22 protein-coding genes, 3 tRNA genes and 2 pseudogenes are annotated in these 22,451 nt (G+C 64.8%); 15 read left to right on the forward strand and 12 right to left on the reverse strand.

Features of this window, described 5'->3' with window-relative positions; translation table 11 throughout:
* From kdpB to WS69_RS07685, 3 genes are all read left to right on the forward strand, one after another.
* Nucleotides 1-974: potassium-transporting ATPase subunit KdpB (gene kdpB / locus WS69_RS07675; RefSeq protein WP_082716033.1), on the forward strand; the 974-nt coding region annotated here is incomplete at its 5' end.
* 15 nt (nucleotides 975-989) lie between these two features.
* The gene (gene kdpC / locus WS69_RS07680; RefSeq protein WP_059470207.1) at nucleotides 990-1,571 is read left to right on the forward strand and encodes a potassium-transporting ATPase subunit KdpC; all 582 of its coding nucleotides are present in this window, start codon (nucleotides 990-992) and stop codon (nucleotides 1,569-1,571) included.
* Between the two features lie 274 nt (nucleotides 1,572-1,845).
* Nucleotides 1,846-2,544, forward strand: a complete 699-nt coding sequence (locus WS69_RS07685; protein ID WP_059470208.1) for a response regulator — start codon at nucleotides 1,846-1,848, stop codon at nucleotides 2,542-2,544.
* 133 nt (nucleotides 2,545-2,677) lie between these two features.
* On the opposite strand, the pseudogene WS69_RS35630 reads toward WS69_RS07685, so the two are convergent.
* The 6 genes and pseudogenes from WS69_RS35630 to rph form a co-directional block, all read right to left on the reverse strand.
* Nucleotides 2,678-2,829, reverse strand: a pseudogene (locus WS69_RS35630) (phage integrase central domain-containing protein); the annotation flags it as partial.
* Between the two features lie 11 nt (nucleotides 2,830-2,840).
* The gene (locus WS69_RS34585) at nucleotides 2,841-3,206 is read right to left on the reverse strand and encodes an Arm DNA-binding domain-containing protein (RefSeq protein WP_226382759.1); all 366 of its coding nucleotides are present in this window, start codon (nucleotides 3,204-3,206) and stop codon (nucleotides 2,841-2,843) included.
* 154 nt (nucleotides 3,207-3,360) lie between these two features.
* A tRNA-Ser gene (locus tag WS69_RS07695) sits at nucleotides 3,361-3,448 on the reverse strand.
* Nucleotides 3,449-3,547: 99 nt separating this feature from the next.
* Nucleotides 3,548-4,762: a radical SAM family heme chaperone HemW gene (gene hemW, locus WS69_RS07700; protein ID WP_059470209.1), complete on the reverse strand. Its 1,215-nt coding sequence runs from the start codon at nucleotides 4,760-4,762 to the stop codon at nucleotides 3,548-3,550.
* Complete coding sequence (gene rdgB / locus WS69_RS07705) at nucleotides 4,759-5,385, reverse strand: RdgB/HAM1 family non-canonical purine NTP pyrophosphatase (RefSeq protein ID WP_059470210.1); 627 nt, start codon at nucleotides 5,383-5,385, stop codon at nucleotides 4,759-4,761. The genes hemW and rdgB overlap by 4 nt, the downstream gene beginning before the upstream one ends.
* A gap of 1 nt (nucleotide 5,386) precedes the next feature.
* Nucleotides 5,387-6,118 (reverse strand): ribonuclease PH, encoded by a 732-nt coding sequence (rph, locus tag WS69_RS07710; protein ID WP_059470211.1) that lies wholly within the window; start codon nucleotides 6,116-6,118, stop codon nucleotides 5,387-5,389.
* Nucleotides 6,119-6,291: 173 nt separating this feature from the next.
* On the opposite strand from rph, the gene WS69_RS07715 reads away from it, so the two are divergent.
* The 5 genes and pseudogenes from WS69_RS07715 to WS69_RS07735 form a co-directional block, all read left to right on the forward strand.
* On the forward strand, nucleotides 6,292-7,215 hold the full coding sequence (locus tag WS69_RS07715) for a YicC/YloC family endoribonuclease (protein ID WP_059470212.1): 924 nt from the start codon (nucleotides 6,292-6,294) through the stop codon (nucleotides 7,213-7,215).
* 6 nt (nucleotides 7,216-7,221) lie between these two features.
* The gene (gmk, locus tag WS69_RS07720; RefSeq protein WP_059470213.1) at nucleotides 7,222-7,905 is read left to right on the forward strand and encodes a guanylate kinase; all 684 of its coding nucleotides are present in this window, start codon (nucleotides 7,222-7,224) and stop codon (nucleotides 7,903-7,905) included.
* Nucleotides 7,906-7,965: 60 nt separating this feature from the next.
* Nucleotides 7,966-8,169, forward strand: a complete 204-nt coding sequence (gene rpoZ, locus WS69_RS07725) for a DNA-directed RNA polymerase subunit omega (protein WP_006025620.1) — start codon at nucleotides 7,966-7,968, stop codon at nucleotides 8,167-8,169.
* Nucleotides 8,170-8,235: 66 nt separating this feature from the next.
* The gene (locus WS69_RS07730) at nucleotides 8,236-10,605 is read left to right on the forward strand and encodes a RelA/SpoT family protein (protein WP_059470214.1); all 2,370 of its coding nucleotides are present in this window, start codon (nucleotides 8,236-8,238) and stop codon (nucleotides 10,603-10,605) included.
* A gap of 303 nt (nucleotides 10,606-10,908) precedes the next feature.
* Nucleotides 10,909-11,437, forward strand: a pseudogene (locus WS69_RS07735) (reverse transcriptase domain-containing protein); the annotation flags it as partial.
* Nucleotides 11,438-11,561: 124 nt separating this feature from the next.
* Here WS69_RS07735 and WS69_RS07740 read toward each other — a convergent pair.
* Nucleotides 11,562-11,638 (reverse strand) — tRNA-Arg (locus tag WS69_RS07740).
* Nucleotides 11,639-11,699: 61 nt separating this feature from the next.
* Nucleotides 11,700-11,776: transfer RNA gene (locus WS69_RS07745), tRNA-Arg, on the reverse strand.
* 115 nt (nucleotides 11,777-11,891) lie between these two features.
* Here WS69_RS07745 and greB point away from each other — a divergent pair.
* Complete coding sequence (greB, locus tag WS69_RS07750; protein WP_059470215.1) at nucleotides 11,892-12,455, forward strand: transcription elongation factor GreB; 564 nt, start codon at nucleotides 11,892-11,894, stop codon at nucleotides 12,453-12,455.
* 199 nt (nucleotides 12,456-12,654) lie between these two features.
* On the opposite strand, the gene WS69_RS07755 is transcribed toward greB, so the two are convergent.
* Nucleotides 12,655-13,794 (reverse strand): porin, encoded by a 1,140-nt coding sequence (locus WS69_RS07755; RefSeq protein ID WP_059470216.1) that lies wholly within the window; start codon nucleotides 13,792-13,794, stop codon nucleotides 12,655-12,657.
* 515 nt (nucleotides 13,795-14,309) lie between these two features.
* Nucleotides 14,310-14,576, reverse strand: coding sequence for a hypothetical protein (locus WS69_RS30460; protein WP_082716034.1), 267 nt, complete (start codon nucleotides 14,574-14,576; stop codon nucleotides 14,310-14,312).
* Between the two features lie 401 nt (nucleotides 14,577-14,977).
* Between WS69_RS30460 and WS69_RS07760 the strand changes: the two genes are divergently transcribed.
* Both WS69_RS07760 and WS69_RS07765 read left to right on the forward strand, forming a co-directional pair.
* Entirely contained in the window at nucleotides 14,978-15,181 is a 204-nt protein-coding gene (locus WS69_RS07760) for a cold-shock protein (RefSeq protein ID WP_010105623.1), read from the forward strand.
* Between the two features lie 147 nt (nucleotides 15,182-15,328).
* Complete coding sequence (locus WS69_RS07765; protein ID WP_059470217.1) at nucleotides 15,329-16,555, forward strand: exonuclease domain-containing protein; 1,227 nt, start codon at nucleotides 15,329-15,331, stop codon at nucleotides 16,553-16,555.
* Here WS69_RS07765 and WS69_RS07770 read toward each other — a convergent pair.
* Together WS69_RS07770 and WS69_RS34050 are read right to left on the reverse strand one after the other, a co-directional pair.
* Nucleotides 16,474-17,067 carry a chorismate mutase gene (locus WS69_RS07770; protein WP_059470218.1) on the reverse strand — a complete coding sequence of 198 codons (594 nt, stop codon included), beginning with the start codon at nucleotides 17,065-17,067 and terminating at the stop codon, nucleotides 16,474-16,476. The genes WS69_RS07765 and WS69_RS07770 overlap by 82 nt on opposite strands.
* A gap of 244 nt (nucleotides 17,068-17,311) precedes the next feature.
* The gene (locus WS69_RS34050; RefSeq protein ID WP_038750945.1) at nucleotides 17,312-17,458 is read right to left on the reverse strand and encodes a hypothetical protein; all 147 of its coding nucleotides are present in this window, start codon (nucleotides 17,456-17,458) and stop codon (nucleotides 17,312-17,314) included.
* Between the two features lie 206 nt (nucleotides 17,459-17,664).
* On the opposite strand from WS69_RS34050, the gene WS69_RS07775 reads away from it, so the two are divergent.
* The 4 genes from WS69_RS07775 (at nucleotide 17,665) to WS69_RS07790 (ending at nucleotide 22,271) form a co-directional block, all read left to right on the forward strand.
* Nucleotides 17,665-18,048, forward strand: a complete 384-nt coding sequence (locus WS69_RS07775; RefSeq protein WP_059470219.1) for a DUF2946 domain-containing protein — start codon at nucleotides 17,665-17,667, stop codon at nucleotides 18,046-18,048.
* A gap of 154 nt (nucleotides 18,049-18,202) precedes the next feature.
* Nucleotides 18,203-20,536: a TonB-dependent receptor gene (locus tag WS69_RS07780; RefSeq protein WP_059470220.1), complete on the forward strand. Its 2,334-nt coding sequence runs from the start codon at nucleotides 18,203-18,205 to the stop codon at nucleotides 20,534-20,536.
* Complete coding sequence (locus tag WS69_RS07785) at nucleotides 20,524-21,795, forward strand: sialidase family protein (RefSeq protein WP_059470221.1); 1,272 nt, start codon at nucleotides 20,524-20,526, stop codon at nucleotides 21,793-21,795. Before WS69_RS07780 ends, WS69_RS07785 begins: the two co-directional genes overlap by 13 nt.
* Nucleotides 21,792-22,271 (forward strand): TlpA family protein disulfide reductase, encoded by a 480-nt coding sequence (locus WS69_RS07790; protein WP_059470222.1) that lies wholly within the window; start codon nucleotides 21,792-21,794, stop codon nucleotides 22,269-22,271. Before WS69_RS07785 ends, WS69_RS07790 begins: the two co-directional genes overlap by 4 nt.
* Nucleotides 22,272-22,451 lie beyond the last annotated feature (180 nt).

Here is a 22,451-nt window from a genome sequence, read left to right on the forward strand (position 1 = left end):
GCCAGCGCGACATGGCCGCGCTGCATGCGGTGTTCCTGTCGTTCTCCGCGCAGACGCGGATGAGCGGCGTCGATCTGCCGGGCCGCGAAATCCGCAAGGGCGCAGCCGACGCGATCAAGCGCTATATGGAGGCGCGCAATGGCAGCGTGCCCGCTGAAGTCGACAGCATCGTCAACGAAATCGCACGCCGTGGCAGCACGCCGCTCGTCGTCGCCGAGTTGCGCGACGGCATCTCGCGCGTGCTCGGCACGATCGAGCTGAAAGACATCGTGAAGGGCGCCATTAAGGAGCGCTTCGCCGAGCTGCGCAAGATGGGCATCAAGACCATCATGGTGACGGGCGACAACCGGCTGACGGCTGCGGCGATCGCTGCGGAAGCCGGTGTCGACGATTTCCTGTCCGAAGCGACGCCGGAAACGAAGCTGACGACGATCCGTGCGCATCAGGCGGAAGGGCGGCTCGTCGCGATGACGGGCGACGGTACGAACGACGCGCCGGCGCTCGCGCAGGCCGACGTCGCGGTCGCGATGAACACGGGCACACAGGCCGCGAAGGAAGCCGGCAATATGGTCGATCTCGATTCGAATCCGACGAAGCTCATTGAAGTCGTCGAGATCGGCAAGCAGATGCTGATGACGCGCGGGTCGCTGACGACGTTCTCGATCGCGAACGACGTCGCGAAATACTTCGCGATCATCCCAGCCGCGTTCGCGACCACGTATCCGCAACTGAGGGTGCTCGACGTCATGCGCTTGACGTCGCCGTCGTCGGCGATTCTGTCTGCAGTGATCTTCAATGCGCTCATCATCGTCGCGCTGATACCGCTCGCGCTCAAGGGGGTGAAGTATCGTCCGCTTGGCGCATCGGCACTGCTGCGTCGCAATCTGCTGATTTACGGACTCGGAGGCATTCTCCTGCCGTTTCCGTTCATCAAGCTGATCGACGTCATCCTGAGCGCGCTCGGTTGGGCATAACGGGAGACCGATATCGTGAGGACGCTGATTCGACAGGTGCTCGTACTATTCGCCGCTCTGACGGTGATCACGGGTGGTTTGTATCCGCTCGTCGTGACCGGAATCGGGCAAGTCGTGTTTCCGTGGCAGGCGAACGGGAGTCTGCTAAAGCGAGACGGAAAGGCGGTCGGCTCCGCCGTCATCGGTCAGCAATTCGACGCGCCGCAGTATTTCTGGGGACGTCTGTCGGCGACCACGCCGAATCCGTACAACGCGCAGAGCTCGAGCGGTTCGAACCTGGGGCCGACGAATCCGGCGCTTGCCGACGAGGTGAAAGGTCGGATCGATGCGCTCAAGGCCGCAGGAACGGACGTGTCGAAGCCTATACCCGTGGATCTCGTCACGTCGTCGGGCAGCGGGCTCGATCCGGACATCACGCCAGCCGCAGCGGCCTATCAGGCGGAGCGGGTGGCGAAGGCGCGAGGCTTGTCGGTCGATCACGTCAGTCGCCTGATTGCCGACAACACGAGCGGACGCCAACTTGGCGTACTGGGCGAGCCGCGCGTCAACGTGCTGAGGCTGAACCTGGCACTCGACGCAGTGCAGCCGATGCGCTGACGACCGATGGGGGCAGCCGAGAACGATTCGGCGGATGCCAATGGAGAGGTACCGCGATTGCGTGATTGTCCTGCGATCTGTCTCCCGGTGAGCGGCGCGTTTCGGAAGCCGGTTCATTGTAGGCCGGCGGCGGCTATGTGAGCCGAAGTCGGCGGTGGCTGGCTCGACAAAACGGCGTTTGCCGAGCGTGAGCCGAGGGAGGAGGCAACGAGATGGCATTTTCGTCTGCTGCAAGGCACGGACGATCGATTCGAACCCATCGGCAAGGTCGGCCATGATCGAACCGGCCGTTACTGTCGTGCTGATCGATGACGAGACGTGCATTCGACATTTTGTAAGCACGGCGCTCGCGCGAGAGGGCTTGGCTGTCTTCGATGCCGGCACGGACGCGCGGGGATTGGATGAGATTGCGCGGCGACATCCGGATCTCCTCATCGTCGACATCAATTTGCCGGACATCGATGGCGTGGATCTGATCAGGGAGATCCGCTGCTCGTCGCGTGTACCGTTGATCGTTTTGTCGTCGCGGGATCGGGAATCCGACAAGGTCGCCGCGCTGAATGCAGGAGCGGACGATTATCTGACGAAACCGTTCGGGTTACCAGAATTGGTCGCACGAATCCAGGCGCGCCTGAGGCGGCTGGCTAGCAATCCGCGCCATTGGGAGGGTATCGTGCGTTTCGGATGCGTCACGATCGATCTCGGCGAGCGGAGAGTGATGCGCGAGGGCGGAACTGTCCATTTGAGCCGTACGGAATATCGACTGATCGCATTGCTCGCGCAACATGCCGGACGACTGTTGACGTATGACCAGTTGCTGACGGAGATATGGGGACCGTCGCATACGCAAGGCCAGCATTATCTGCGCGTTTATGTCGGGCATTTACGTCAGAAGCTGGAGCGTGACCCAGGGCAACCGGAGCACATCTTGACGGAAGCTGGCGAGGGATACCGGTTGGTCGGGGTGCAGTAGCTGCGCGTTGTGGATGATGGGCGGCTTCTGGGGGGCGGTGCATCCCGATCGTTTCTTGTCGTGCAGGCTCTTGAGGGTGGCTTCTCGCCGTCGCGCAGGCCACGCATTTTGCCCAATCCAGTACGTTCTCGATTCGGCTGCGCAGGCGCGATGCGGTCTCGTTTTTCGTTAGCCAGATCGGCCTCAAGCACTCGACGCACGAGGTCCGTGTGGATGTCGGCCGGGCGCAATGCGCCGATGATGGAATAGGCGTAGGTCGCGAGGGTGTTCCGTCCACTGTTGCATGTGCTTCGGATTCACCCATCCGCACTGCGTGCCTCGATAAACGCCGTGGCGTACTGCTTGAAGCGCGCGGGCTGCGTCGATCTTGCGGCGGGCCTTCTCCTGCTTGCGCAGCATCGCAGGATCGTTGCCGCCCTGCACGGCCGCGCGATGCTCGTTCCGTGCCGCTCCGCTCTTGCGGCCTCTAGCGTGACGCGTGGGTACGGGCCGATCTGTATCAAGCCTTCGCGGCCGTCCGGCTTCATGTACCGGAACTGCCAGTACTTCAATCCGTTGGGCTTGACGAGCAATGCGAGACCGCCGCCATCGCTAAGGCGATAGACGCGTTCGCGCGGCTTGGCCGCGCGGCATTGCAGGTGACGTAAGAGGCTCTCAGGCATTGTCGTTATAGGTCCAAAAAGTACCCGGAAAAGTACCCGGCAAAATTTGGAATTTTACGACTTTTCTTGGACGCTCACGAAAGCTTGGATGGCCAGCAAACCCTTGTCTGGCTTGGCTTTGCGGCATTTCTTGAGAGGCGGGGAAAGCGTGTCCTGGCGGAAGCGGTGAGATTCGAACTCACGGACGGTTGCCCGTCGCTGGTTTTCAAGACCAGTGCCTTAAACCACTCGGCCACGCTTCCAAGGCAGTGCATTGTAACCGAAATGACGCGCGAATCGATCGCGGCAACCCGGCCGATTCGCGCCGCCGCGCGGCCGCTCGCTCGTCGGTTATCCGCCGATCATTCGTCGCGCAAGAAGAGCGCCTGGAGATCGTTGAGGAAGCGTTGGCCGAGCGGCGTCGGCGCGATGCGCGTGTGATCGTGCACGATGAGGCTGCGCCGCTCGGCTTCCGCGAGCGCGGGCCCGATCGCGGCGAGCGACAGGCCGGTGCGCTCCGCGAAGCTGTGCGTGGGCACGCCTTCGACGAGCCGCAGCGCGTTCAGCATGAACTCGAACGGCAGATCGCGCGGCCCGACCTCGCGCTCCTCCTGCACGGCCGCGCCCGCTTTTGCCTGCTCGATGAACGTCGCAGGATGCTTGTAGCGCGCCTGGCGCAGGATCCGGTTCGGAAACGACAGTTTCGTGTGCGCGCCCGCGCCGATCCCGAGATAGTCGCCGAAGCGCCAGTAGTTCAGGTTGTGCTTGCACTGCCGATGCGGCTTCGCGTAGGCGGACACCTCATAGCGCTCGTAGCCCGCCTGCGCGGTGCGCTCGTGCAGCCAGTCCTGCATGTCGGCCGATGCATCGTCGTCCGGCACGACGGGCGGGAATTTCGCGAAGTACGTGTTCGGCTCGAGCGTCAGGTGATAGAGCGACAGATGCGGCGGCGCGAACGACAGCGCGGTCTCGAGATCCGTGCGGCATTCGTCGAGCGTCTGGTTCGGCAGCGCGAACATCAGGTCGAGATTGAAGTTGTCGAACGTGCGTGCGGCGATTTCGACCGCGGCGCGCGCCTGCGCGGCGTCGTGGATCCGGCCGAGCGCCTTCAGATGAGCCTCGTTGAAGCTCTGGATGCCGATCGACAGGCGGTTTACGCCGCTCGCGCGGAATTGCGCGAACTTCGCCGCCTCGAACGTGCCGGGATTCGCTTCGAGCGTGATCTCGGCGTCCGCATCGAGCGGCAGGAGCGCGCGCACGTCGGACAGCAGCCGGTCGAGGCCCGCCGCCGACAGCAGGCTCGGCGTACCGCCGCCGATGAACACCGTATGCACCTGGCGCCCCCAGACGAGCGGCAGCGCCTGCTCGAGGTCGGCGCGCAGCGCGTCGAGATAGCCGTGCTCGGGCAGCGCGCCGCCGTCCTTCCATTCGTGCGAGTTGAAGTCGCAATACGGGCACTTGCGCACGCACCACGGGAAGTGCACATACAGCGCGAGCGGCGGCAGCGACGCGAGCCGGATCTTGCCGGGCGCGGCGAACGTCGCGACGACGCGCGCGCCGTTGGCGGCGTCGCTCATCGAATCTCTCCCAGCCGCGCGACGAGCGACTTCAGCGCGAGCGCGCGATGGCTCACCGCGTTCTTCGCGGCCGGATCGAGCTCGGCTGCGGTCGCGCCGAGCGCCGACACGAGGAAGTGCGGATCGTAGCCGAAGCCGTGCGCGCCGCGCGGCGCGTCGACGATCTCGCCCGCCCAGCGGCCTTCGGCGATGATCGGCTCCGGATCGTCCGCGTGGCGCACGAGCGCGAGCACGCAGCAGTAGTACGCGCGCCGGTCTGCGACGTCGCGCAATTGTTCGACGAGATACGCATTGTTCGCCGCGTCGCTCTTTTCGCGGCCGGCGCGCTGCGCGTAGCGCGCCGAATAGACGCCCGGCGCGCCGCGCAGCGCGGCCACGCACAGGCCCGAATCGTCGGCGACGGCGGGCAGACCCGTCGCGCGCGACGCATGGCGCGCCTTCGCGAGCGCGTTCTCGACGAACGTCACGTGCGGCTCGTCCGCTTCGGGCACGCCGAGTTCGCCCTGCGGCACGACGTCGATGCCGGCCGTCGAGAAGAGGGCGGCGAACTCGCGCAGCTTGCCCGGATTGTTCGAGGCGAGGACGATACGCGAGCGCGCGGCGTCGGTCGATGCATGCGACATCTCAGGCCTCCAGCGCCGCGCGCTGCAGACGCACGAGCTCGCCGATGCCGGCTTGCGCGAGGTCGAGGAGCGCGTTCATCTCGGCGCGCGAGAACGGCACGCCTTCCGCGGTGCCCTGTACCTCGACGAAACCGCCCGAGCCCGTCATCACGACGTTCATGTCGGTGTCGCAAGCGGAGTCTTCGTCGTAGTCGAGATCGAGCACCGGCGCTCCGCCGAACACGCCGACCGAGATCGCCGCGACGTAGTCGGTGATCGGCGAGCGCGCGATCTTGCCTGCCGCGACGAGCTTCGTCACGGCATCGTGCGCGGCGACGAACGCGCCCGTGATGCTCGCCGTGCGCGTGCCGCCGTCGGCCTGGATCACGTCGCAGTCGAGGTGCAGCGTGCGCGGGCCGAGCGCGTCGAGATCGAATACCGCACGCAGCGCGCGGCCGATCAGTCGCTGAATTTCCTGCGTGCGGCCCGTCTGCTTGCCGCGCGCCGCCTCGCGGTCGCTGCGCGTGTGCGTTGCGCGCGGCAGCATCCCGTATTCGGCGGTGAGCCAGCCCTGGCCGCGGTCGCGCAGGAACTCGGGCACGCGCTCGGCGACGCTCGCCGTGCAGATCACCTTCGTGTCGCCGAATTCGACGAGCACCGAGCCTTCGGCATGCTTCGTGTAGCGGCGCGTGATGCGCACGTCGCGCAGTTGGTCGGCGCGCCGGCCGCTCGGGCGTGGGGAGGAATTCGTCATCGGGAGCAATGTGCTTGAGGGGAAATCAGGATTTTACCGCGCGCACGGCGCGTCGGTCCGGCGGGTCCGGCCCGCAAAAATGGGATAATGACCGTTTCGCGCCCCGCGCCTCGTAAGCGCCGGGCGTCTCGAATCCTCCTGGCCCGCTGGGCCATCAAACGACGGGACGAACGATGATCTACAGCATGACGGGCTATGCGAGCGCGACGCGCGATCTCGCGACGGCCTCCGGCAACGGCGGCACGAGCGTATCGGTCGAATTGCGGACCGTGAATTCGCGGTTCCTGGACCTGAATTTCCGGATGCCGGACGACGTGCGCGCGTGCGAGCCGGCGCTGCGCGAGATGCTGATGAACAAGCTGTCGCGCGGCAAGGTCGACGTGCGCATCAACCTGCAGCGCGGCGACCAGAACGTGAACGCGGGCGCGCTGAACCAGGCGGCGCTCAACCAGCTTGCCGAGCTCGAGCGCGCCGTGCTCGACGCGTTTCCAGGCGTCGGCCGCATGCGTGCGGGCGAGATCCTCCGCTGGCCCGGCGTGCTCGCCGAGAGCGGCGTGTCGGCCGACGCGCTGCGCGACGCGGTGCTCGCGTGCGGCAAGGAAGCGATCGGCGAGCTCGTCGTCGTGCGCTCGCGCGAGGGCGCGCAGCTCGCGACGATGTTGCTCGCGAACGTCGCCGAGATGGAGGCGATCGTCGCGCGCATCATGCCGCTCGTGCCGGAGCTGATCGAGAAACATCAGCAGAAGATCGTCGAGCGGCTGCAGGAAGCGCTCGGCATCGCCACGCCGGAAGGCAGCGCGCCCATCGCATCGCGCGAGGAGGCAGCCGAGCGAATCCGTCAGGAAGTGACGATGTACGGCATCCGCATCGACATCGCCGAGGAGCTGTCGCGCCTTACCGCGCATCTGAACGAGACGCGCCACGTGATCGAGAAGGGCGGCCGCGTCGGCAAGCGTCTCGACTTCATGATGCAGGAGCTGAACCGTGAGGCGAACACGCTCGGCTCGAAGGCGGCGGCGAAGGAGCTCGCCGACGCGTCGATGGCGCTCAAGCTGCTGATCGAGCAGATGCGCGAGCAAGTGCAAAATCTGGAGTAGCGCAACATGACTGATTCGAACCGCGACGGCGCGGCAGCGCACACGCTGCACGCCGGCGTCTATCCGGGCAATCTCTTCATGGTCGTCGCGCCGTCGGGGGCGGGCAAGTCGACGCTCGTCAACGCGCTCTTGTCGAAAGATTCGGAGATCTGCTTATCCATTTCGTACACGACGCGCAAGCCGCGTCCGGGCGAGCAGGACGGCGAGCACTATCACTTCACGACGGTCGACGATTTCCGCGAGCGTCACGCGCGTCACGAGTTTCTCGAGAGCGCCGAAGTGCACGGCAACTACTACGGCACGTCCCGCGTCTGGATCGAAGAGCAGATGAAGAACGGCCACGACGTGCTGCTCGAAATCGACTGGCAGGGCGCGCAGCAGGTGAAAAAGCAGTTCCGCAACGCGGTCGGCATCTTCATCCTGCCGCCGTCGCTCGTCGCGCTCGAGGAGCGCCTGAAGAAGCGCGGAAAGGACGAGCCGAACGTGATCACGCGGCGCCTGCTCGCCGCGGGCAGCGAGATCGCGCATGCGGCGGAAGCGGAGTACGTCGTCATCAACGAAACCTTCGAGCATGCGCTCGCCGAGCTCGAATGCATCGTCGCCGCAACGCGCCTGCGCTTCACGTCGCAATATGCGCGGCACGCCGAACTTTTCATCGAGCTCGGCATTCATCTGCCGCATGCCGAGTGACGGCGGCGCACGAAGCACATAAGGTAGAATAAGCAACATATTCAGAAGGAACGACCCAACATGGCTCGCATTACCGTTGAAGACTGCCTGAAGCAGATTCCGAACCGCTTCGAACTGGCGCTCGCCGCCACTTATCGCGCGCGGCAGCTCGCGCAAGGCCATACGCCGAAGATCGAAAGCCGCGACAAGCCGACGGTCGTCGCGCTGCGCGAGATCGCGGCCGGCCAGGTCGGTGTCGAAATGCTGAAGAAAGTGCCGGTTTAAGGCACACTCGGATTTCTTCAGCCATGTAGTCCCCGCGCAACCGACGTGCGAACCAAGGAGGCGAAAATGAGCACCACACCATCGTCCGCCTCCTCGGAGGCCGGCCACGCCGAGGCCACCGCACCGTCGCCCGCGCGTCAATACATCGACGCGGTCCTCGAACAGTCGTTTCGCCATCTGTTCGGGCCGACCGCAACGCCGGAACAGCCGCGCAAGCACGGCGTCGTCTCCATCGCGAAACTGACCGCCGCGCTTGCCGACTACCTCAGTCCCGAGGAAATCAAGGAGGTCAAGGCGGCGTTCCACTTCGGCGACGAAGCTCACCTCGGTCAATATCGCCAGAGCGGCGAACCTTACATCACCCATCCCGTCGCCGTCGCGGAAATCTGCGCCGGTTGGAAGCTCGACGCCCAGGCGATCATGGCGGCGCTTTTGCACGACGTGATGGAAGACCAGGGCGTGACGAAGAGCGAGCTCGCCGAGCGCTTCGGCCCGAAGGTCGCCGAGCTCGTCGACGGTCTGTCGAAGCTCGACAAGATGGAGTTCAGGAGCCGCGAGGAAGCGCAGGCGGAGAACTTCCGCAAGATGCTGCTCGCGATGGCGCGCGACGTGCGCGTGATCCTCGTGAAGCTTGCCGACCGCCTGCACAACATGCGCACGCTAGGCGCGGTGCCGGTGGAAAAGCGCCGCCGCGTCGCGCGCGAGACGCTCGACATCTATGCGCCGATCGCGCACCGCCTCGGCCTGAACAATACGTATCGCGAGCTGCAGGACATGAGCTTCGCGAACTTCAATCCGAATCGTTACGCGACGCTCGAGAAGGCGGTGAAGGCCGCGCGCGGCAACCGTCGGGAAGTGATCGGCAAGATCCTCGAGTCGGTGCAGCGCGCGATGGCGGATGCGAAGATCGGCGCCGAGATCACCGGCCGCGAGAAGACGATCTACAGCATCTACAAGAAGATGCGCGACAAGCAGTTGTCGTTCTCTCAGGTGCTCGACGTGTACGGTTTCCGGATCGTCGTCGAGCATCCGCTCGACTGCTACACGTGCATCGGCGTGCTGCACGCGCTCTACAAGCCCGTGCCGGGCAAATTCAAGGATTACATCGCGATCCCGAAGGTCAACGGCTATCAGTCGCTGCACACGACGCTCGTCGGCCCGTTCGGCGCGCCGATCGAGTTCCAGGTGCGCACGCGCAAGATGCACGAGATCGCGGAAGCCGGCGTCGCCGCGCACTGGCTCTACAAGAACGGCGGCGCGGATCTGAATGATGTGCAGAAGCGCGCGCACCAGTGGCTGAAGTCGCTGCTCGACATCCAGAGCGAGGCGGGCGATTCGAGCGAATTCCTCGAGCACGTGAAGATCGATCTGTTTCCGGATGCGGTCTACGTGTTCACGCCGAAGTCGAAGATCATGGCGCTGCCGCGCGGCGCCACCGCGCTCGACTTCGCGTATTCGATCCACAGCGATCTCGGCAACCAGTGCGTTGCCGTGAAGATCAACAACGAGCTGCTGCCGCTGCGCACCGAGCTGAAGAGCGGCGACATCGTCGAGGTGATCACTGCGCCGTACTCGAAGCCGAATCCCGCGTGGCTCGGTTTCGTGCGCACCGGCAAGGCGCGCTCGGCGATCCGGCATTACCTGAAGACGATGCGCCTGAACGAATCGGTGCAACTGGGCGAGCGGCTCGTCGACCAGAGCCTCAAGGGCTACGGGCTCGCGCTTGCCGACGTCACGCCCGAGGCATGGGAAAAGCTCGTCCAGTGGACGGGCAACAAGAGCCGTCAGGAAATCTTCGCGGACATCGGCCTCGGTCGCCGCGTGGCCGCCGTGATGGCGAAGCGCATCGAAGTGCTGATGAGCGGGCGCGACGCCGACGACGATCTGCCGCGCGCCGAACGTCATGCGGCGAACCATGCGCCGCCCGTCGTCATCACCGGCACGGAAGGAATGTCGGTGCAGCTGTCGGCGTGCTGCCGGCCGATTCCGGGCGACGACATCATGGGCTACATCGGCATCGGGCTCGGGATGGCGATCCATACGACCGCGTGCCGTGTCGCGCAGCGGATCCACCGGCGCGATCCGGGCCGCTGGATCGACGTCGCGTGGGCGCCGCAGCCGGGACGTCTGTTCGACGTCGCGGTGAAGGCGCTCGTGAAGAACGCGAAGGGGATCTTCGCGCGCGTCGCGGCCGACATCACGTCGGCCGACGCGAACATCGTCCATATCGCGATGGACGAGGATCTGACGCACGAATCGACGGTGCTGCGCTTCGTGATCCAGGTGAGCGACCGCGTGCACCTCGCGAACGTGATGCGCCGCGTGCGCACGAATCCGGACGTGATGCGGATCATGCGTGAGCGTTCGAACGACGACGTCGTGCATGCGCGGCACGACGGCGGAATGCGGATCGATCGCGAACGGCAGGACTACTAGCGCGAACCGTGCCCGAGAGGCGAGTGCGGCGTGTCGTCGACGGCGGCCTTGGGCCGCCATTTTCATTGTGCGCCCAGCATGGGCGCAATCTTGTGGGTGCAAGTCCCACCATGAGTTGACCACAGCGAATGAAGCGAAGCGCAACTGCGTGCGGGTGACCAAGCGTGGAGCGAAACCGCGAGCCGATGGACAAGAACCGGATAGAAGGCGGTGCCGATCAGGGCGAGCAGGCAATGAACTGTAAAGCGCTCGTGGTCAAGGGTCGGCGGCGTAAATCCGGCGGTTGTGAGGAGATCCGACGTTCACAGCTACGGCTTCCGCCCGGGACGCCGGGCGCGTGACGCGGTGCTGATGGCACAGCGGCACGTGCGGCGGCTAGCGGGTGGTGGTTGATGTGGATCTGGAGAAGTTCTTTGATCGGGTCAATCACGACATTCTGATGGAAAGGCTGTCGAGTCGGATCGACGACAAGGCCGTGTTACGGCTTGTTCGTCACTACCTTGTAGCCAGGATCATGGATGGCGGGGTGGTCATGGAGCGTCACGAAGGTACGCCGCAAGGCGGGCCACTATCGCCGCTGCTGGCCAATGTGCTGTTGGACGAGGTGGACCGGGAACTGGAGAAGCGAGGCCGCCGCTTCGTGCGCTACGCCGACGACTGCAATGTGTATGTGCGTAGTCGCAGCGCGGGCGAACGGGTGCTGGACGGTTTGCGCAGGCTCTACGACCGACTCCACCTGCGGGTCAATGAGGCCAAGACGGCGGTTGCTCAGGCGACCGGTCGTAAGTTCCTGGGCTACGAACTGTGGCGCAGTGCGGACGACCGGATCAAGTGCGCGGTTGGGGGGGGGAGGTGAGCGGGCGGCATATGCCGGCTCCGTAGCGGGCTGGTGACGCGGCAGCGCACCGCGCGCGTACAAAAACAAAAGGCCTTCCCGGAGGAAGGCCCTTCATAAATGGTGCGGCTGGCAGGATTTGAACCCACGACCCCTTGGTTCGTAGCCAAGTACTCTATCCAACTGAGCTACAGCCGCACGCAAAGCGGTACAACTTTGAACTGCAAAAGACTCTCTCGGGAGAAAGCCCTCGAAAAAGTGGCGCGGCTGGCAGGATTTGAACCCACGACCCCTTGGTTCGTAGCCAAGTACTCTATCCAACTGAGCTACAGCCGCACGCAGAAGAAAGATTATAGCAAACAAATTTAAAAAGGGAAGTCTTTCGCGGCGATTTATCGGATGAAGCTGTTCGTGTAACCTTACAGCATCCGATAGCCGTTGAAATTGCGTCATGAACAAAGCGTTTGTGAAGGAGTCGGACGGAGACGACGACGACCTCGAACACGCGCAGGCAGCCATCCCGCCTGGCGCGAAGAACTACATCACGCCGGCGGGCCACAAGCGCCTGCGCGACGAGCTGCTGCACCTGATCGACGAGGAGCGCCCGGAGGTGGTGAAGCTCGTGTCGTGGGCGGCGTCGAACGGCGACCGCTCGGAGAACGGCGATTACATCTACGGCAAGCGGCGTCTGCGCGAAATCGACCGCCGCATTCGCTTTCTGACGAAGCGGCTCGATCTTGCCGAAGTTGTCGATGCGAGCCGCCAGGAGAACGCGGACCAGGTGTTCTTCGGCGCGACCGTCGATTACGCGACGCAGGATGGCGCTGAGCATACGGTGACGATTGTCGGCGTCGACGAGGTCGATCTGGATCGCGGACACGTAAGCTGGATCTCGCCCGTTGCGCGCGCGCTGCTGAAGGCGCGCGTCGGCGATACGGTCACGCTGCTGACGCCGGTCGGTCCGGAGCCGATCGACGTGCTCGACGTCCGCTATCCGGCGCCGGGCGCGGCATAAGCGTAGTCGAGGGAGGGCGCTTCGCTTCTCGTGCGTCTGCGGCGAATGCGGATCGGCCGATGCGCTGTTCGCGAGCGGGGGCGGCGGAGGTTGTGCCGACAGCGTGACCGCGGCTGCGTAGCGCGTCTGCTCTACGCGACAGAGCATGAAAAAAGCGCCCCATTCGAGGCGCTTTTGATTGGTGCTGAACCGCGATCGATTAGAAGCGGTGACGCAGGCCGGCCGTGACAGCGACCTGCTTTTCGCTCGACGACATGCCGCCGATGCCGTTGATGTAAGCACCGAGGCCCGTGCCGTCGCTGTTGACCTTCTGATACACGCCTTGCAGGTACACGTCCGTGCGCTTCGACAGCGCGTAGGCCGTTTGCAGGTTGAACTGGTTCCAACCCGGGTGTTGGTTCTCGATGAAGCCCGCAGTGTACGTGTACGAGCCCGAGACCGTCCAGGCCGGCGTGATCGCGTAGCGTCCGTTCACTTCATAGTTGTTGAAGCGCATGAACGTGCCGTCGAGCGCGATGCCATCCGCAACGCCCGATGCGCCCGCGCTGATCGCCGTCGCGCGGTTGACTCGCGATTGCGTGAACACGAAGCCGGCCGTCGCCGGGCCGTACGTGTAGTTCAGGCCGCCGCCGAACACGCGCTGGCGCTTGCCGACGAACGTGTTGTCGAGTGCGACGGCGCCCGACGCGTTGGAAACCGCCGGACCGAAGTTGTTGTTCAGTTGCAGGTAGCCGGCGCCGATGTTGAAGCCGGCGTAGCTGTACGACACGCCGGCGCTATACGCCCGGTTGTTCGTAAACTGGTCGCTGTTCGAGAAGCCGTACAACGCGCCGAACTTCAGGCCGGCCCAGTTCACGCTTGTATATTTGACCGCGTTGTTGATCCGGAACGAATTGTTCAGGTTGTCGTTGTCGAACGGATGGGCGAACTGCGTACCGCCGAATTGCGTGCCTGTCAGCGACAGCGGCCCGATGTAGTCGACGACGCTGTCGTATTGACGGCCGAGCGTCAGCGTGCCGTATTGGTCGTGCGACAGGCCGACGAACGCCTGGCGGCCGAATTCGCGACCATTCTGCTTCAGCGTGCCGTTATTGATGCCGAAGCCGTTTTCCAAGACGAAGATCGCCTTCAGGCCGCCGCCGAGATCTTCGGCGCCGCGCAGGCCCCAGCGGCTGCCGTTGACCGAGCCGGTGGATTGCGACCACGCGCTGTGGCCGCCTTGGTTGTTCGTGTAGGTGATGCCGGCGTCGATCAGGCCGTACAGCGTCACGCTGCTTTGCGCGTGGGCGGCCGTCGCGAAGACGCCAGAGAGAGCGGCAACGATGAGGGTCTTTTTCATTGGGTTTATCTCCGTCCGAAACAGGGTGGATGACGATATCTGACCTGTTCTTCGATGTTCCCGGCCGCTGCTGCGAGAAATGGAGCCGGGGCATGTGTTGGGCGTGCACCGACGCCCGTCATCAAGCTATCCGCAGTGTAAAAGAGCGTTGCCGAAAGTCGAGGAATTCAGTTTAAGAAATAATGTATTTTCTTTTCGGCAATAATAGGGGTATCGGCGAAAACCCTTATGAGGCAAGGCTTCGAGCCTCATCGGGGGAATATTTTTCCGCCCCCGAACCTGCGATAGCGTTGCGCGACAGCGACAATGTGCGGGGAGACGACCGGGTGTGCGTCGCGTAAGAATGTGATTGTTGACGCTTCGACAATAGAGGTTTGTGGGGAGTACGACTAATGAAAGGGAGTCAACTCGTTATACTGCAGCTTCTGCTTACCTAAGCAGACTTTTTCGTTGACGGAAAAGATCTCCAAACCTTTGTCGGCGCGACTTTCCGGTCGCGCTTTTTTTTCGCCTGTCTATTGTTCGTACCAACGCCTGCGGCGCTTGGGCGACTGCGTGTCGGCTTGTTCCTCTCGCACCGGCATGGTGGGTTGCGCCCAGTCTTCCATTACATAGTGACGCGCATCGAGCGGTGACGCGAGCAGGTTTTGCCAGTGATCGCCGTGCCATGTCGCATCGAATTCGCTGGCGAATGTTGTGGACGCCGCTGGTGTGCGGCCCGCCGAATTGCTGCGGCGCGCAATGCCGAGCCGATGTGCGAAACGTTTGATGCCGTTCAGCATGACAGTCTCCCGCGCCCTTAGAGGCGACGGTCAGCATTGCAAAGGTTTTTGCTCGCCGCAACCCGGACAAATACCGAGCCAAGGCCGATTCGCTTGATCGCGGTAGATTTTTCTTTTGCGGAATTAAATGGCGAACTGCCCCGGTAATAATGACAGGTGTTGTTGCGGTTAATTAATTTCTCGCTTCGAGTGTACCGATTCCAGTTGTATTTGTATCAAATCGCATAAGAGGTCATCAAAAATTTTCTTGACTGAATTGGATTCCCCCATTTATAAAAGCACCACCAAGCTTGCGATGCTTCCCGTACGTCGAATGAGGGGGTTGAGGAAGTGCCGGGGCTTTGTGTGACGATATAAGGGCGTAGCCCGTGTTTATTTTTATTTAGTGGGGAACTAGGAATATGGATACCGGTATCGTGAAATGGTTTAACGATGCTAAGGGCTTCGGCTTTATTACGTCGGACAATGGCGGCGAGGATTTGTTTGCCCATTTCTCCGAAATCAAGATGGACGGCTTCAAGACCCTTAAAGAGAATCAGCGTGTTTCGTTCGAAGTGAAAACCGGTCCGAAAGGCAAGCAAGCCGCGAATATTCAGGCGCTTTGAACGCCTGAAACGCACCGAGGGCCGTGCAAACCCCCGCCTATGCGGGGGTTTTGGTTTTTCGGGTGGGTAGAATAGGGATTGCTAGCGCCGCGGGCTGTCCCCCCGCGTCCATCCGACAAAACACGAAGCACCGTCTGCCCGCCATCCATGTCCGCCTCGCCGCTGCTCCACCCTGCAATCGACGCGCCGCTCGCGTTCGTCGATCTTGAAACCACCGGCGGCTCGGCCGTCGAGCATCGCATCACCGAAATCGGTGTCGTCGTCGTGAGCGCGGATCACGTGTCGACCTGGGCGACGCTTGTCAATCCACTGCAGGCAATCCCGCCGTTCATCCAGCAACTGACGGGCATCACGGACGACATGGTGCGCGACGCGCCGACGTTTGCCGACATCGCGTCCGCATTATTCGAGCGACTCGACGGCAAGCTCTTCGTGGCGCACAACGCGAGCTTCGACCGCGGTTTTCTGCGCGCGGAATTCGAGCGGGCGGGCTTTGCGTTCAATCCCGACGTACTCTGCACGGTGCGGCTGTCGCGTGTGCTCTTTCCGCGCGAGCCGCGCCACGGGCTCGACGCGCTGATCGAGCGCCACGCGCTCACGCCATCGGCGCGCCACCGGGCGCTCGCCGACGCGGATCTCATCTGGCAGTTCTGGCAGAAATTGCACGACGCGATACCGGGCGAGCGGCTGCGCGAGCAAATCGAGCGCACGACGCGCCGTTTCAGGCTTGCGGGCGAGTTCACGGAAGCGCACCTGGAGCGCGCGCCCGCCGGTTGCGGCGTCTACGCACTGTTTGGCGACGACGATGTGCCGCTCTACGTGGGCCGCAGCGTCCGGGTCCGGCAGCGGCTGCGCGCGCTGCTGACGGGCGAGCGGCGCTCGTCGAAGGAAATGCGGCTGGCGCAGCTGGTTCGGCGAGTCGAGTGGCGCGAGACGGGCGGCGAGCTCGGCGCGTTGCTGGTCGAGGCGGATTGGATCGCCTCGCTCACGCCGTCGTTCAACCGGCGGCCCGACCGAAGCGCGGCGCGCCCGGTTCGCGACGCGAACTGGCCGTTCGACGGGCCGGTCGCGTTCGAGGAGCGCGGTGCATCGAGCATCTTCCACGTGGTCGACCGCTGGCGCTATGTCGGCGCCGCTTTTTCCATCGAGCAGGCTGCGGCGGTCGCGGCTCAAGCGCGCGAAGCGAGCGAACGCGGAGCGGACGCCACACCGGCAGTGCGCCGCATTCTGCAAACGCATCTCGCGCGCGGGCTGCAGCTGATTCCGCTTGCGGGCACGGCGCCCGCCGACGCTCAGCCGACGGCGCTTGCGCCGCCCGCCGTGCAGACCTGCGACAGCGCGGTGCCGAGCGCGTCCTTCTGGCCGGAATCGTAGCGCGTCAGTGTTTTCCAGTTCGCGACGCTGCGTGCGAGACGCGACGGACAATCCGGCGCGTCTCGCAGCGGCGCGACGCGAACGAGCGCAGCGATCAGCGATTGCGTCAGCCGATCGAGCTGTGGCCGCGTGCTCGTCGCGAGATCGGGCGCGGGGCGTTCGGGACCGTGCGTCGCGCGCCAGGTCGCAAAGAGCGCGTTCTGCACCTGCTTGCTCGCCGTGATTTGGTCGTCGAAAAAGGCGCGGGCGTAGGTGGGATCCACGCCGTTCGCCGCCGCGCGTCGCTCGACGTCGGCAAGGAGCGCCGCTTCGCGTGGTGGATCCGAGATCGGCTTCTTGTTGATCCACTTCCAGTGAGCGACGGGCTCGGCGAGCGCGAGGCGCTGCGACGCGAGTGCGACGAGGTTCGTGAGCGCGGTGTCGTCGCCGTCGGCGGCGGCGATGCGAGGTCCGGTCAGCACGGCGAGGCCGAGCGCGGCGGCGGCCAAGCTTGCGCGAAGCGACAGTTTCATGGCGAAAAATGACAATGCCGGCTTGCAGGAGCCGGGCGATGAAAAAACAGAAGAATAAGCGAAGACGTTGCGCGGCGACGCGGCGCAAGCAGGAGATCAGCCGACGCAACAACTCCGACCCGGCTGGCCGATGCGGCCCGGGTTCAGCGCGGCTTGCCGAGACGAGGAAGCGGTGGAGCGCACGGAAGCGTTCGCGAGCACGCGACGGTTCACCGGCCCGAGCGCGCCGTCAGCGAACGCACGGTCACTTCGGCGTGCACAGCTTGTGCTGTTCGTCGAAGAACGCGCGCACATGCTCGGGCAGCTCGGCGAGAAACTCGACGGCCACGGGCTCTGGGTCCGGGCTCATCACTTTCTCGGGCGGCGGGATGCGGGTTGGCCTTTCGTCCATAATCTCTCTCCTTGGGTAGGATGATTATCGATCGCAAGCTTTGCTTTGTGCCAGCGTTCAATCGTTAGATTTTGTCTATGTTGCTTAAACGGCACATGCGTTTGCGTTGATCGGCAGCAATGCGCGATCCCGCACGGATGCGCATCCTACGCAGCGCAATCGCGAACTGCCTTGTTATACTGCGCGCCTCTTTTTATCGAGCTGCGATGAAACGTTCGACGCGATGGATGAGCCTCGTATGGCTGGCGCTGGTACTCAACGTACTGTCGCCCGTCATCGGCTACGCGCGCGCCGCCGCGAACGCGTCCGACGCGCCGTTCGCGCTCGATTTGTGCAGCGCAGCGGGCGCAAAGCGCATCGTCGTCGACGGCGGGACGCGCCAGGACAACGGCTCGCTCGCGCACGGCGCGCATTGCGTCTACTGTCCCGGCTTCGCTGCCAACGTCGCGCTCAGCTCGAGCGCGCCCGCGTTGCCGGGCTTCGTCCGCGCATTCGCGTATGCGAGCCGCGTCGAGCGGCCCGCCGTCTTCTTCCGCCGCGGCGTGCGCATCGCGCAGCCGCGCGCCCCGCCTGAAACCGTCCCGGTCTGATCCCTGCAATTCGCTCGCGCGTCACCACGCGTGAGCGCCGTCGCGCGCGCGGTACCCCCGCGCCATGTCCGCACTTCTTCTTCGCGAAGACCGGCATGGCGCGCGTTCGCGTTCGCGGCGATTCGTCGACCCCGTTTTCAGGATTTGCTTGTCCATGTCCAATGCTCTTGCCGCGTACGTCGCGCGCCGGCGGCTTGCGGCCGCCTGCCTCGCGTCATTCGCCTGGCCCGTCGCCCATGCGGCGCCGACGGGCACCGCGCCTACCGATTCAACGTCCGACGCCGCCGCGGCGACGACGACATCCGGGAAAACCTTGGATGTCGTCACCGTCACCGCGCAGCGTTCCGCATTCGCGCCCGACACGCCTGGCGTCGTCGAGGCGCTCACACGCGAGCAGATCGACTCGCACGTCAACGTGACGACCGAAGACGCGCTCAAGTACGCGCCGAACCTGATGGTGCGCCGGCGCTACATCGGCGATCGCAACTCCGTGTTCGCAGGCCGCGACTTCAACGAGTTGCAGAGCGCGCGCGGGCTCGTCTACGCGGACGGCCTGCTGCTATCCAATCTGCTCGGCTCGAGCTATTCGTACCCGCCGCGCTGGTCGCTGATCCAGCCAGACGACATCGCACGCGTCGACGTGCTGTACGGCCCGTTCTCCGCGCTCTACCCGGGCAACGCGATCGGCTCGACCGTGCAGATCACGACGCGCAAGCCGGAGCGGCTCGAGGCGTCGGTGTCGACGCAGTTCTTCACGCAGCGCTACCGCGACGGCTACGGCTTCGCCGACAGCTTCGGCGGCAACCACCAGACCGCGCGGATCGCCGACCGGATCGGGCGCTTCTGGTACGCGCTGTCGCTCGACCGGCTCGAAAACGACGGTCAGCCGATGCAGTACGCGAGCCCGAACGGCGCGTACGACTCGAGGCTCGGCGCGCCGGTGCCGGTGACGGGCGCGGTTTCCGACGTTGGCCCGAACGGCCGGCCGCGGACGATCGTCGGTGCGCAGACGATCGAGCGCACCGAGCAGCTCAACGAGACGCTGCGCTTCGGCTATGCGTTCACCGATCATATCGACGCGACGGTCACGCTGGGACATTGGGAGAATCACTACAGCCAGCACGGCGACACGTTCTTGCGCGACGCGGCGGGCAACCCCGTATATGGCGGAAACGTGTCGTTCGGCGGGCGCAATTACACGGTGTCGCCGACCGCGTTCGCGCCGCAGAACGGTGACCAGGAGAACTGGCTGTACGGACTCGGGCTCGACGCGCGGCTCGCGTCGGGCTGGAAGCTGTCGGCGAGCGCGTCCGCGTACGATGTGTCGCGAGACGTGCTGCGCGCGGCGTCGAGTGCGCCCCCCGCCGCGTGGGACGGCGGCGCGGGCACGGTGTTCCGCGGCGACGGCACCGGCTGGCGCACCGTCGATCTGCGCGCGGAATCGCCCGACGTGCGCGGGCATCGCTTCTCGTTCGGCTATCACTTCGACACTTATTTCCTGCGCAACGCGACCTACAATACGGCGAACTGGTTGAACGCGGTGCCGACGACGCTCGCGAGCAGCTATGGCGGCAACACACGCACGCAGGCGCTGTACGCGCAGGACGCGTGGCGCTTCGCGCCCGGCTGGCTCGCGACGCTCGGCCTGCGCTATGAGCGCTGGGACGCATACGGCGGCGAGCTCGGCAACGCGAACGCGACGCTCGGCTATGCGGATCGCGGCGCGACTGCGCTGTCGCCGAAGCTCGCGCTCGAATGGCAGCCCGCGCACGCGTGGCGCTTCCGGTTGTCGTTCGCGACGGGCACGCGCTTTCCGACCGTCTCCGAGCTGTTTCAGGGAACGATCTCGAACAACGCGATCGTCAACAACAACCCGAACCTGCAGCCGGAAAAGGCGATCGACTGGGACTTCACGGCCGAGCGCGACGTCGGTTTCGGCGTCGTGCGCGCGAGCGTGTTCCAGAGCGATCTGCGCAACTCGATCTACAGCCAGACGACGGTCGTCGGCGCATCGACGTACACGAACATCTCGAACGTCGACCGCGTGCGCGTGCGAGGCGTCGAGCTCGCGTTTTCGGGGCAGGACGTCGGGATCAAGGGACTCGACGTCGACGCGAACGTGTCCGCGACAAATGCGCAGACGCTTGCCGACACGGCGAATCCGAACTATGTCGGCGCGCGCTGGCCGCGAATCCCGCGAATGCGCGCGAACCTGCTCGCGTCGTACCGCTTCGACGAGCACTGGATGACGAGCGTCGGTGTTCGCTATTCGGGGCGCCAGTACAACACGCTCGATAACAGCGACGTGAACCCGAACGTGTACGGCGGCACCAGCTCGTTTACGGTCGTCGACCTGAAGGCGCGCTATCGGTTCGATCGCCACTGGCTCGCGTCGTTCGGCATCGACAACGTCACCGACCGCCGCTACTACGTGTTCCACCCGTATCCGGGCCGGACGTTCTATGGAGAGTTGAAATGGTCGCTGTGAAGCACTTTCTCTCGGGCGGCGCGCTGTTCGCGTTCGCATGCGGTGCGCTCGCGCACGATGTGCAGCCGGCGGCGGGCGCGTCCGTGCCGCATGCCGCGCACATGGCGATGGACTCCATGACAGCGGGCTCGACGCAAAAGGCGCCGCTCGCGACGGGGGCCGCATTCGATGCGCGTCATCGGCTGTGGATCACATGGGTCGAAGGGCAGCACGTCGTCGCCGCGCATTCGGACGACGCCGGGCGCACGCTGTCCGCGCCCGTGACGGTCAACGCGCTGCCCGAACCGGTCTACACGAGCGCCGAGAATCGGCCGAAGGTCGCCGCGAGCCCGGACGGACGCGCGATCTACGTCACGTGGTCGATGCCGCTCGACGCGCCGTATACCGGAATGGTGCGCTTCTCGCGCTCACTCGACGGCGGCGCGACGTGGTCGGTGCCGATCACCGTGCATCGCGACCGGCAGGCGATCACGCATCGCTTCGACATGCTGACGGTCGATCCGCAAGGCCGAATCTTCGTTGCGTGGATCGACAAGCGCGATCTCGTCGCCGCGCAGCGGGCAGGGCGCTCTTACGACGGCGCGGCGATCTACTACGCGGTGTCGACCGACGGCGGCGCGACGTTCGAGCCGGAGCGCAAGGTGACGGATCACACGTGCGAATGCTGCCGGATCGCGATGGCGATCGATCCCGGCGGCCGCGTGCAGGCCGCGTGGCGCAACGTGTTTCCGGGGCAGATCCGCGACCATGCGCTCGCGATGCTGCCCGCATCGGCGGATCGCGCGATCGAGCCCGTGCGCGCGACGTTCTCGAACTGGCACGTCGAAGCGTGTCCCGATCACGGGCCCGCGCTTGCGATCACGACGGACGGCGTGCGCCATCTCGCGTGGTTCGGCGTGGTCGACGGCAAGGCCGACGTGTTCTATTCGAGGCTCGACGCGAACGGTGTGCCGCTCGGCACGCCGTTCGCGTTCGGCGACGATCCGGCGACGCCGAACGAGCAGGCGTCGCACGCGGCGCTCGTCGCGCAACGCGACACGCTGTGGCTCGCGTGGAAGGCGTTCGACGGCGACGCGATGCGCATCAGGCTGCGCCGCTCCGACGACGGCGGCGCGCATTGGGGCGCGCCGCGCACGCTCGCGGAAACGTCGGGCGCGAGCGACAACCCGCAATTGCTGCTCGACCGCGGACGCGTCTATCTGTCATGGCGCACGCGCAACGACGGCTATCGTTTGATCGATGTGGAGGAAAAGCGATGATGCGCATCGTCTTCTTGTTCGCGGCGCTCGTCGTCACGGCGTCGAGCGCCGCGGCCGAGCCGCAGCCGCTGCGCGCGGCGGACGTCGCGCCGCTTTATGCGAGCGGGCGCGGCGCGCCGCTCGTCGTCGAAGTCTGGTCGCTCGACTGCGGCTATTGCCGCGAGAACGTCGCGCATCTCGTCGAATGGCAGCGGCGACATCCGCAGGTGCGAATCGCGCTCGTCTCGCTCGATTCGCTCGACGAGCATGCACGGCAGCTCGTCGACGCGCTCGCGCAGATGAAGTTGCCCGAGAGCGTCGCGCAATACGCGAACGCCGAGCCGATGCCGGAGCGGTTGCGTGCGGCGCTCGATCCAGGCTGGCGCGGCGAGCTGCCGCGTACGCTATGGATCGGTGCGGACGGCGCGCGGCGTGCGAAGAGCGGGCTGCTCGCGCCGGGCGTGCTCGATGCGTGGCTGCAACGTCGGGATAACTGAAGATCGGCGTGCTGAAAGCGCTGTCGTCGGCATGCCGGAATCATTTCGGCTTGCCGACAGTTTACACGGCGGCGCGTGGCGTCTTGCGCGTGAATGCGCGATCGCGTACGAAGGCTTTTCGAGCAAGGGGGCGATCGAAAGATCGGTGCGCGTGGAGGAAGAAGACGCGGCGCGGCCGCG

Source organism: Burkholderia sp. BDU5, from assembly GCF_001522845.1.
GTDB classification, from domain to species: Bacteria; Pseudomonadota; Gammaproteobacteria; order Burkholderiales; family Burkholderiaceae; genus Burkholderia; species Burkholderia mayonis.

Coding starts and splice junctions, on each gene's coding strand:
- WS69_RS07685 (WP_059470208.1), top strand. CDS start 1,846: ATGATCGAACCGGCCGTTACTGTCGTGCTGATCGATGACGAGACGTGC.
- WS69_RS34585 (WP_226382759.1), bottom strand. CDS start 3,206: ATGCCTGAGAGCCTCTTACGTCACCTGCAATGCCGCGCGGCCAAGCCG.
- hemW (WP_059470209.1), bottom strand. CDS start 4,762: ATGAGCGACGCCGCCAACGGCGCGCGCGTCGTCGCGACGTTCGCCGCG.
- rdgB (WP_059470210.1), bottom strand. CDS start 5,385: ATGTCGCATGCATCGACCGACGCCGCGCGCTCGCGTATCGTCCTCGCC.
- rph (WP_059470211.1), bottom strand. CDS start 6,118: ATGACGAATTCCTCCCCACGCCCGAGCGGCCGGCGCGCCGACCAACTG.
- WS69_RS07715 (WP_059470212.1), top strand. CDS start 6,292: ATGATCTACAGCATGACGGGCTATGCGAGCGCGACGCGCGATCTCGCG.
- gmk (WP_059470213.1), top strand. CDS start 7,222: ATGACTGATTCGAACCGCGACGGCGCGGCAGCGCACACGCTGCACGCC.
- rpoZ (WP_006025620.1), top strand. CDS start 7,966: ATGGCTCGCATTACCGTTGAAGACTGCCTGAAGCAGATTCCGAACCGC.
- WS69_RS07730 (WP_059470214.1), top strand. CDS start 8,236: ATGAGCACCACACCATCGTCCGCCTCCTCGGAGGCCGGCCACGCCGAG.
- greB (WP_059470215.1), top strand. CDS start 11,892: ATGAACAAAGCGTTTGTGAAGGAGTCGGACGGAGACGACGACGACCTC.
- WS69_RS07755 (WP_059470216.1), bottom strand. CDS start 13,794: ATGAAAAAGACCCTCATCGTTGCCGCTCTCTCTGGCGTCTTCGCGACG.
- WS69_RS30460 (WP_082716034.1), bottom strand. CDS start 14,576: ATGCTGAACGGCATCAAACGTTTCGCACATCGGCTCGGCATTGCGCGC.
- WS69_RS07760 (WP_010105623.1), top strand. CDS start 14,978: ATGGATACCGGTATCGTGAAATGGTTTAACGATGCTAAGGGCTTCGGC.
- WS69_RS07765 (WP_059470217.1), top strand. CDS start 15,329: ATGTCCGCCTCGCCGCTGCTCCACCCTGCAATCGACGCGCCGCTCGCG.
- WS69_RS07770 (WP_059470218.1), bottom strand. CDS start 17,067: ATGAAACTGTCGCTTCGCGCAAGCTTGGCCGCCGCCGCGCTCGGCCTC.
- WS69_RS34050 (WP_038750945.1), bottom strand. CDS start 17,458: ATGGACGAAAGGCCAACCCGCATCCCGCCGCCCGAGAAAGTGATGAGC.
- WS69_RS07775 (WP_059470219.1), top strand. CDS start 17,665: ATGAAACGTTCGACGCGATGGATGAGCCTCGTATGGCTGGCGCTGGTA.
- WS69_RS07780 (WP_059470220.1), top strand. CDS start 18,203: ATGTCCAATGCTCTTGCCGCGTACGTCGCGCGCCGGCGGCTTGCGGCC.
- WS69_RS07785 (WP_059470221.1), top strand. CDS start 20,524: ATGGTCGCTGTGAAGCACTTTCTCTCGGGCGGCGCGCTGTTCGCGTTC.
- WS69_RS07790 (WP_059470222.1), top strand. CDS start 21,792: ATGATGCGCATCGTCTTCTTGTTCGCGGCGCTCGTCGTCACGGCGTCG.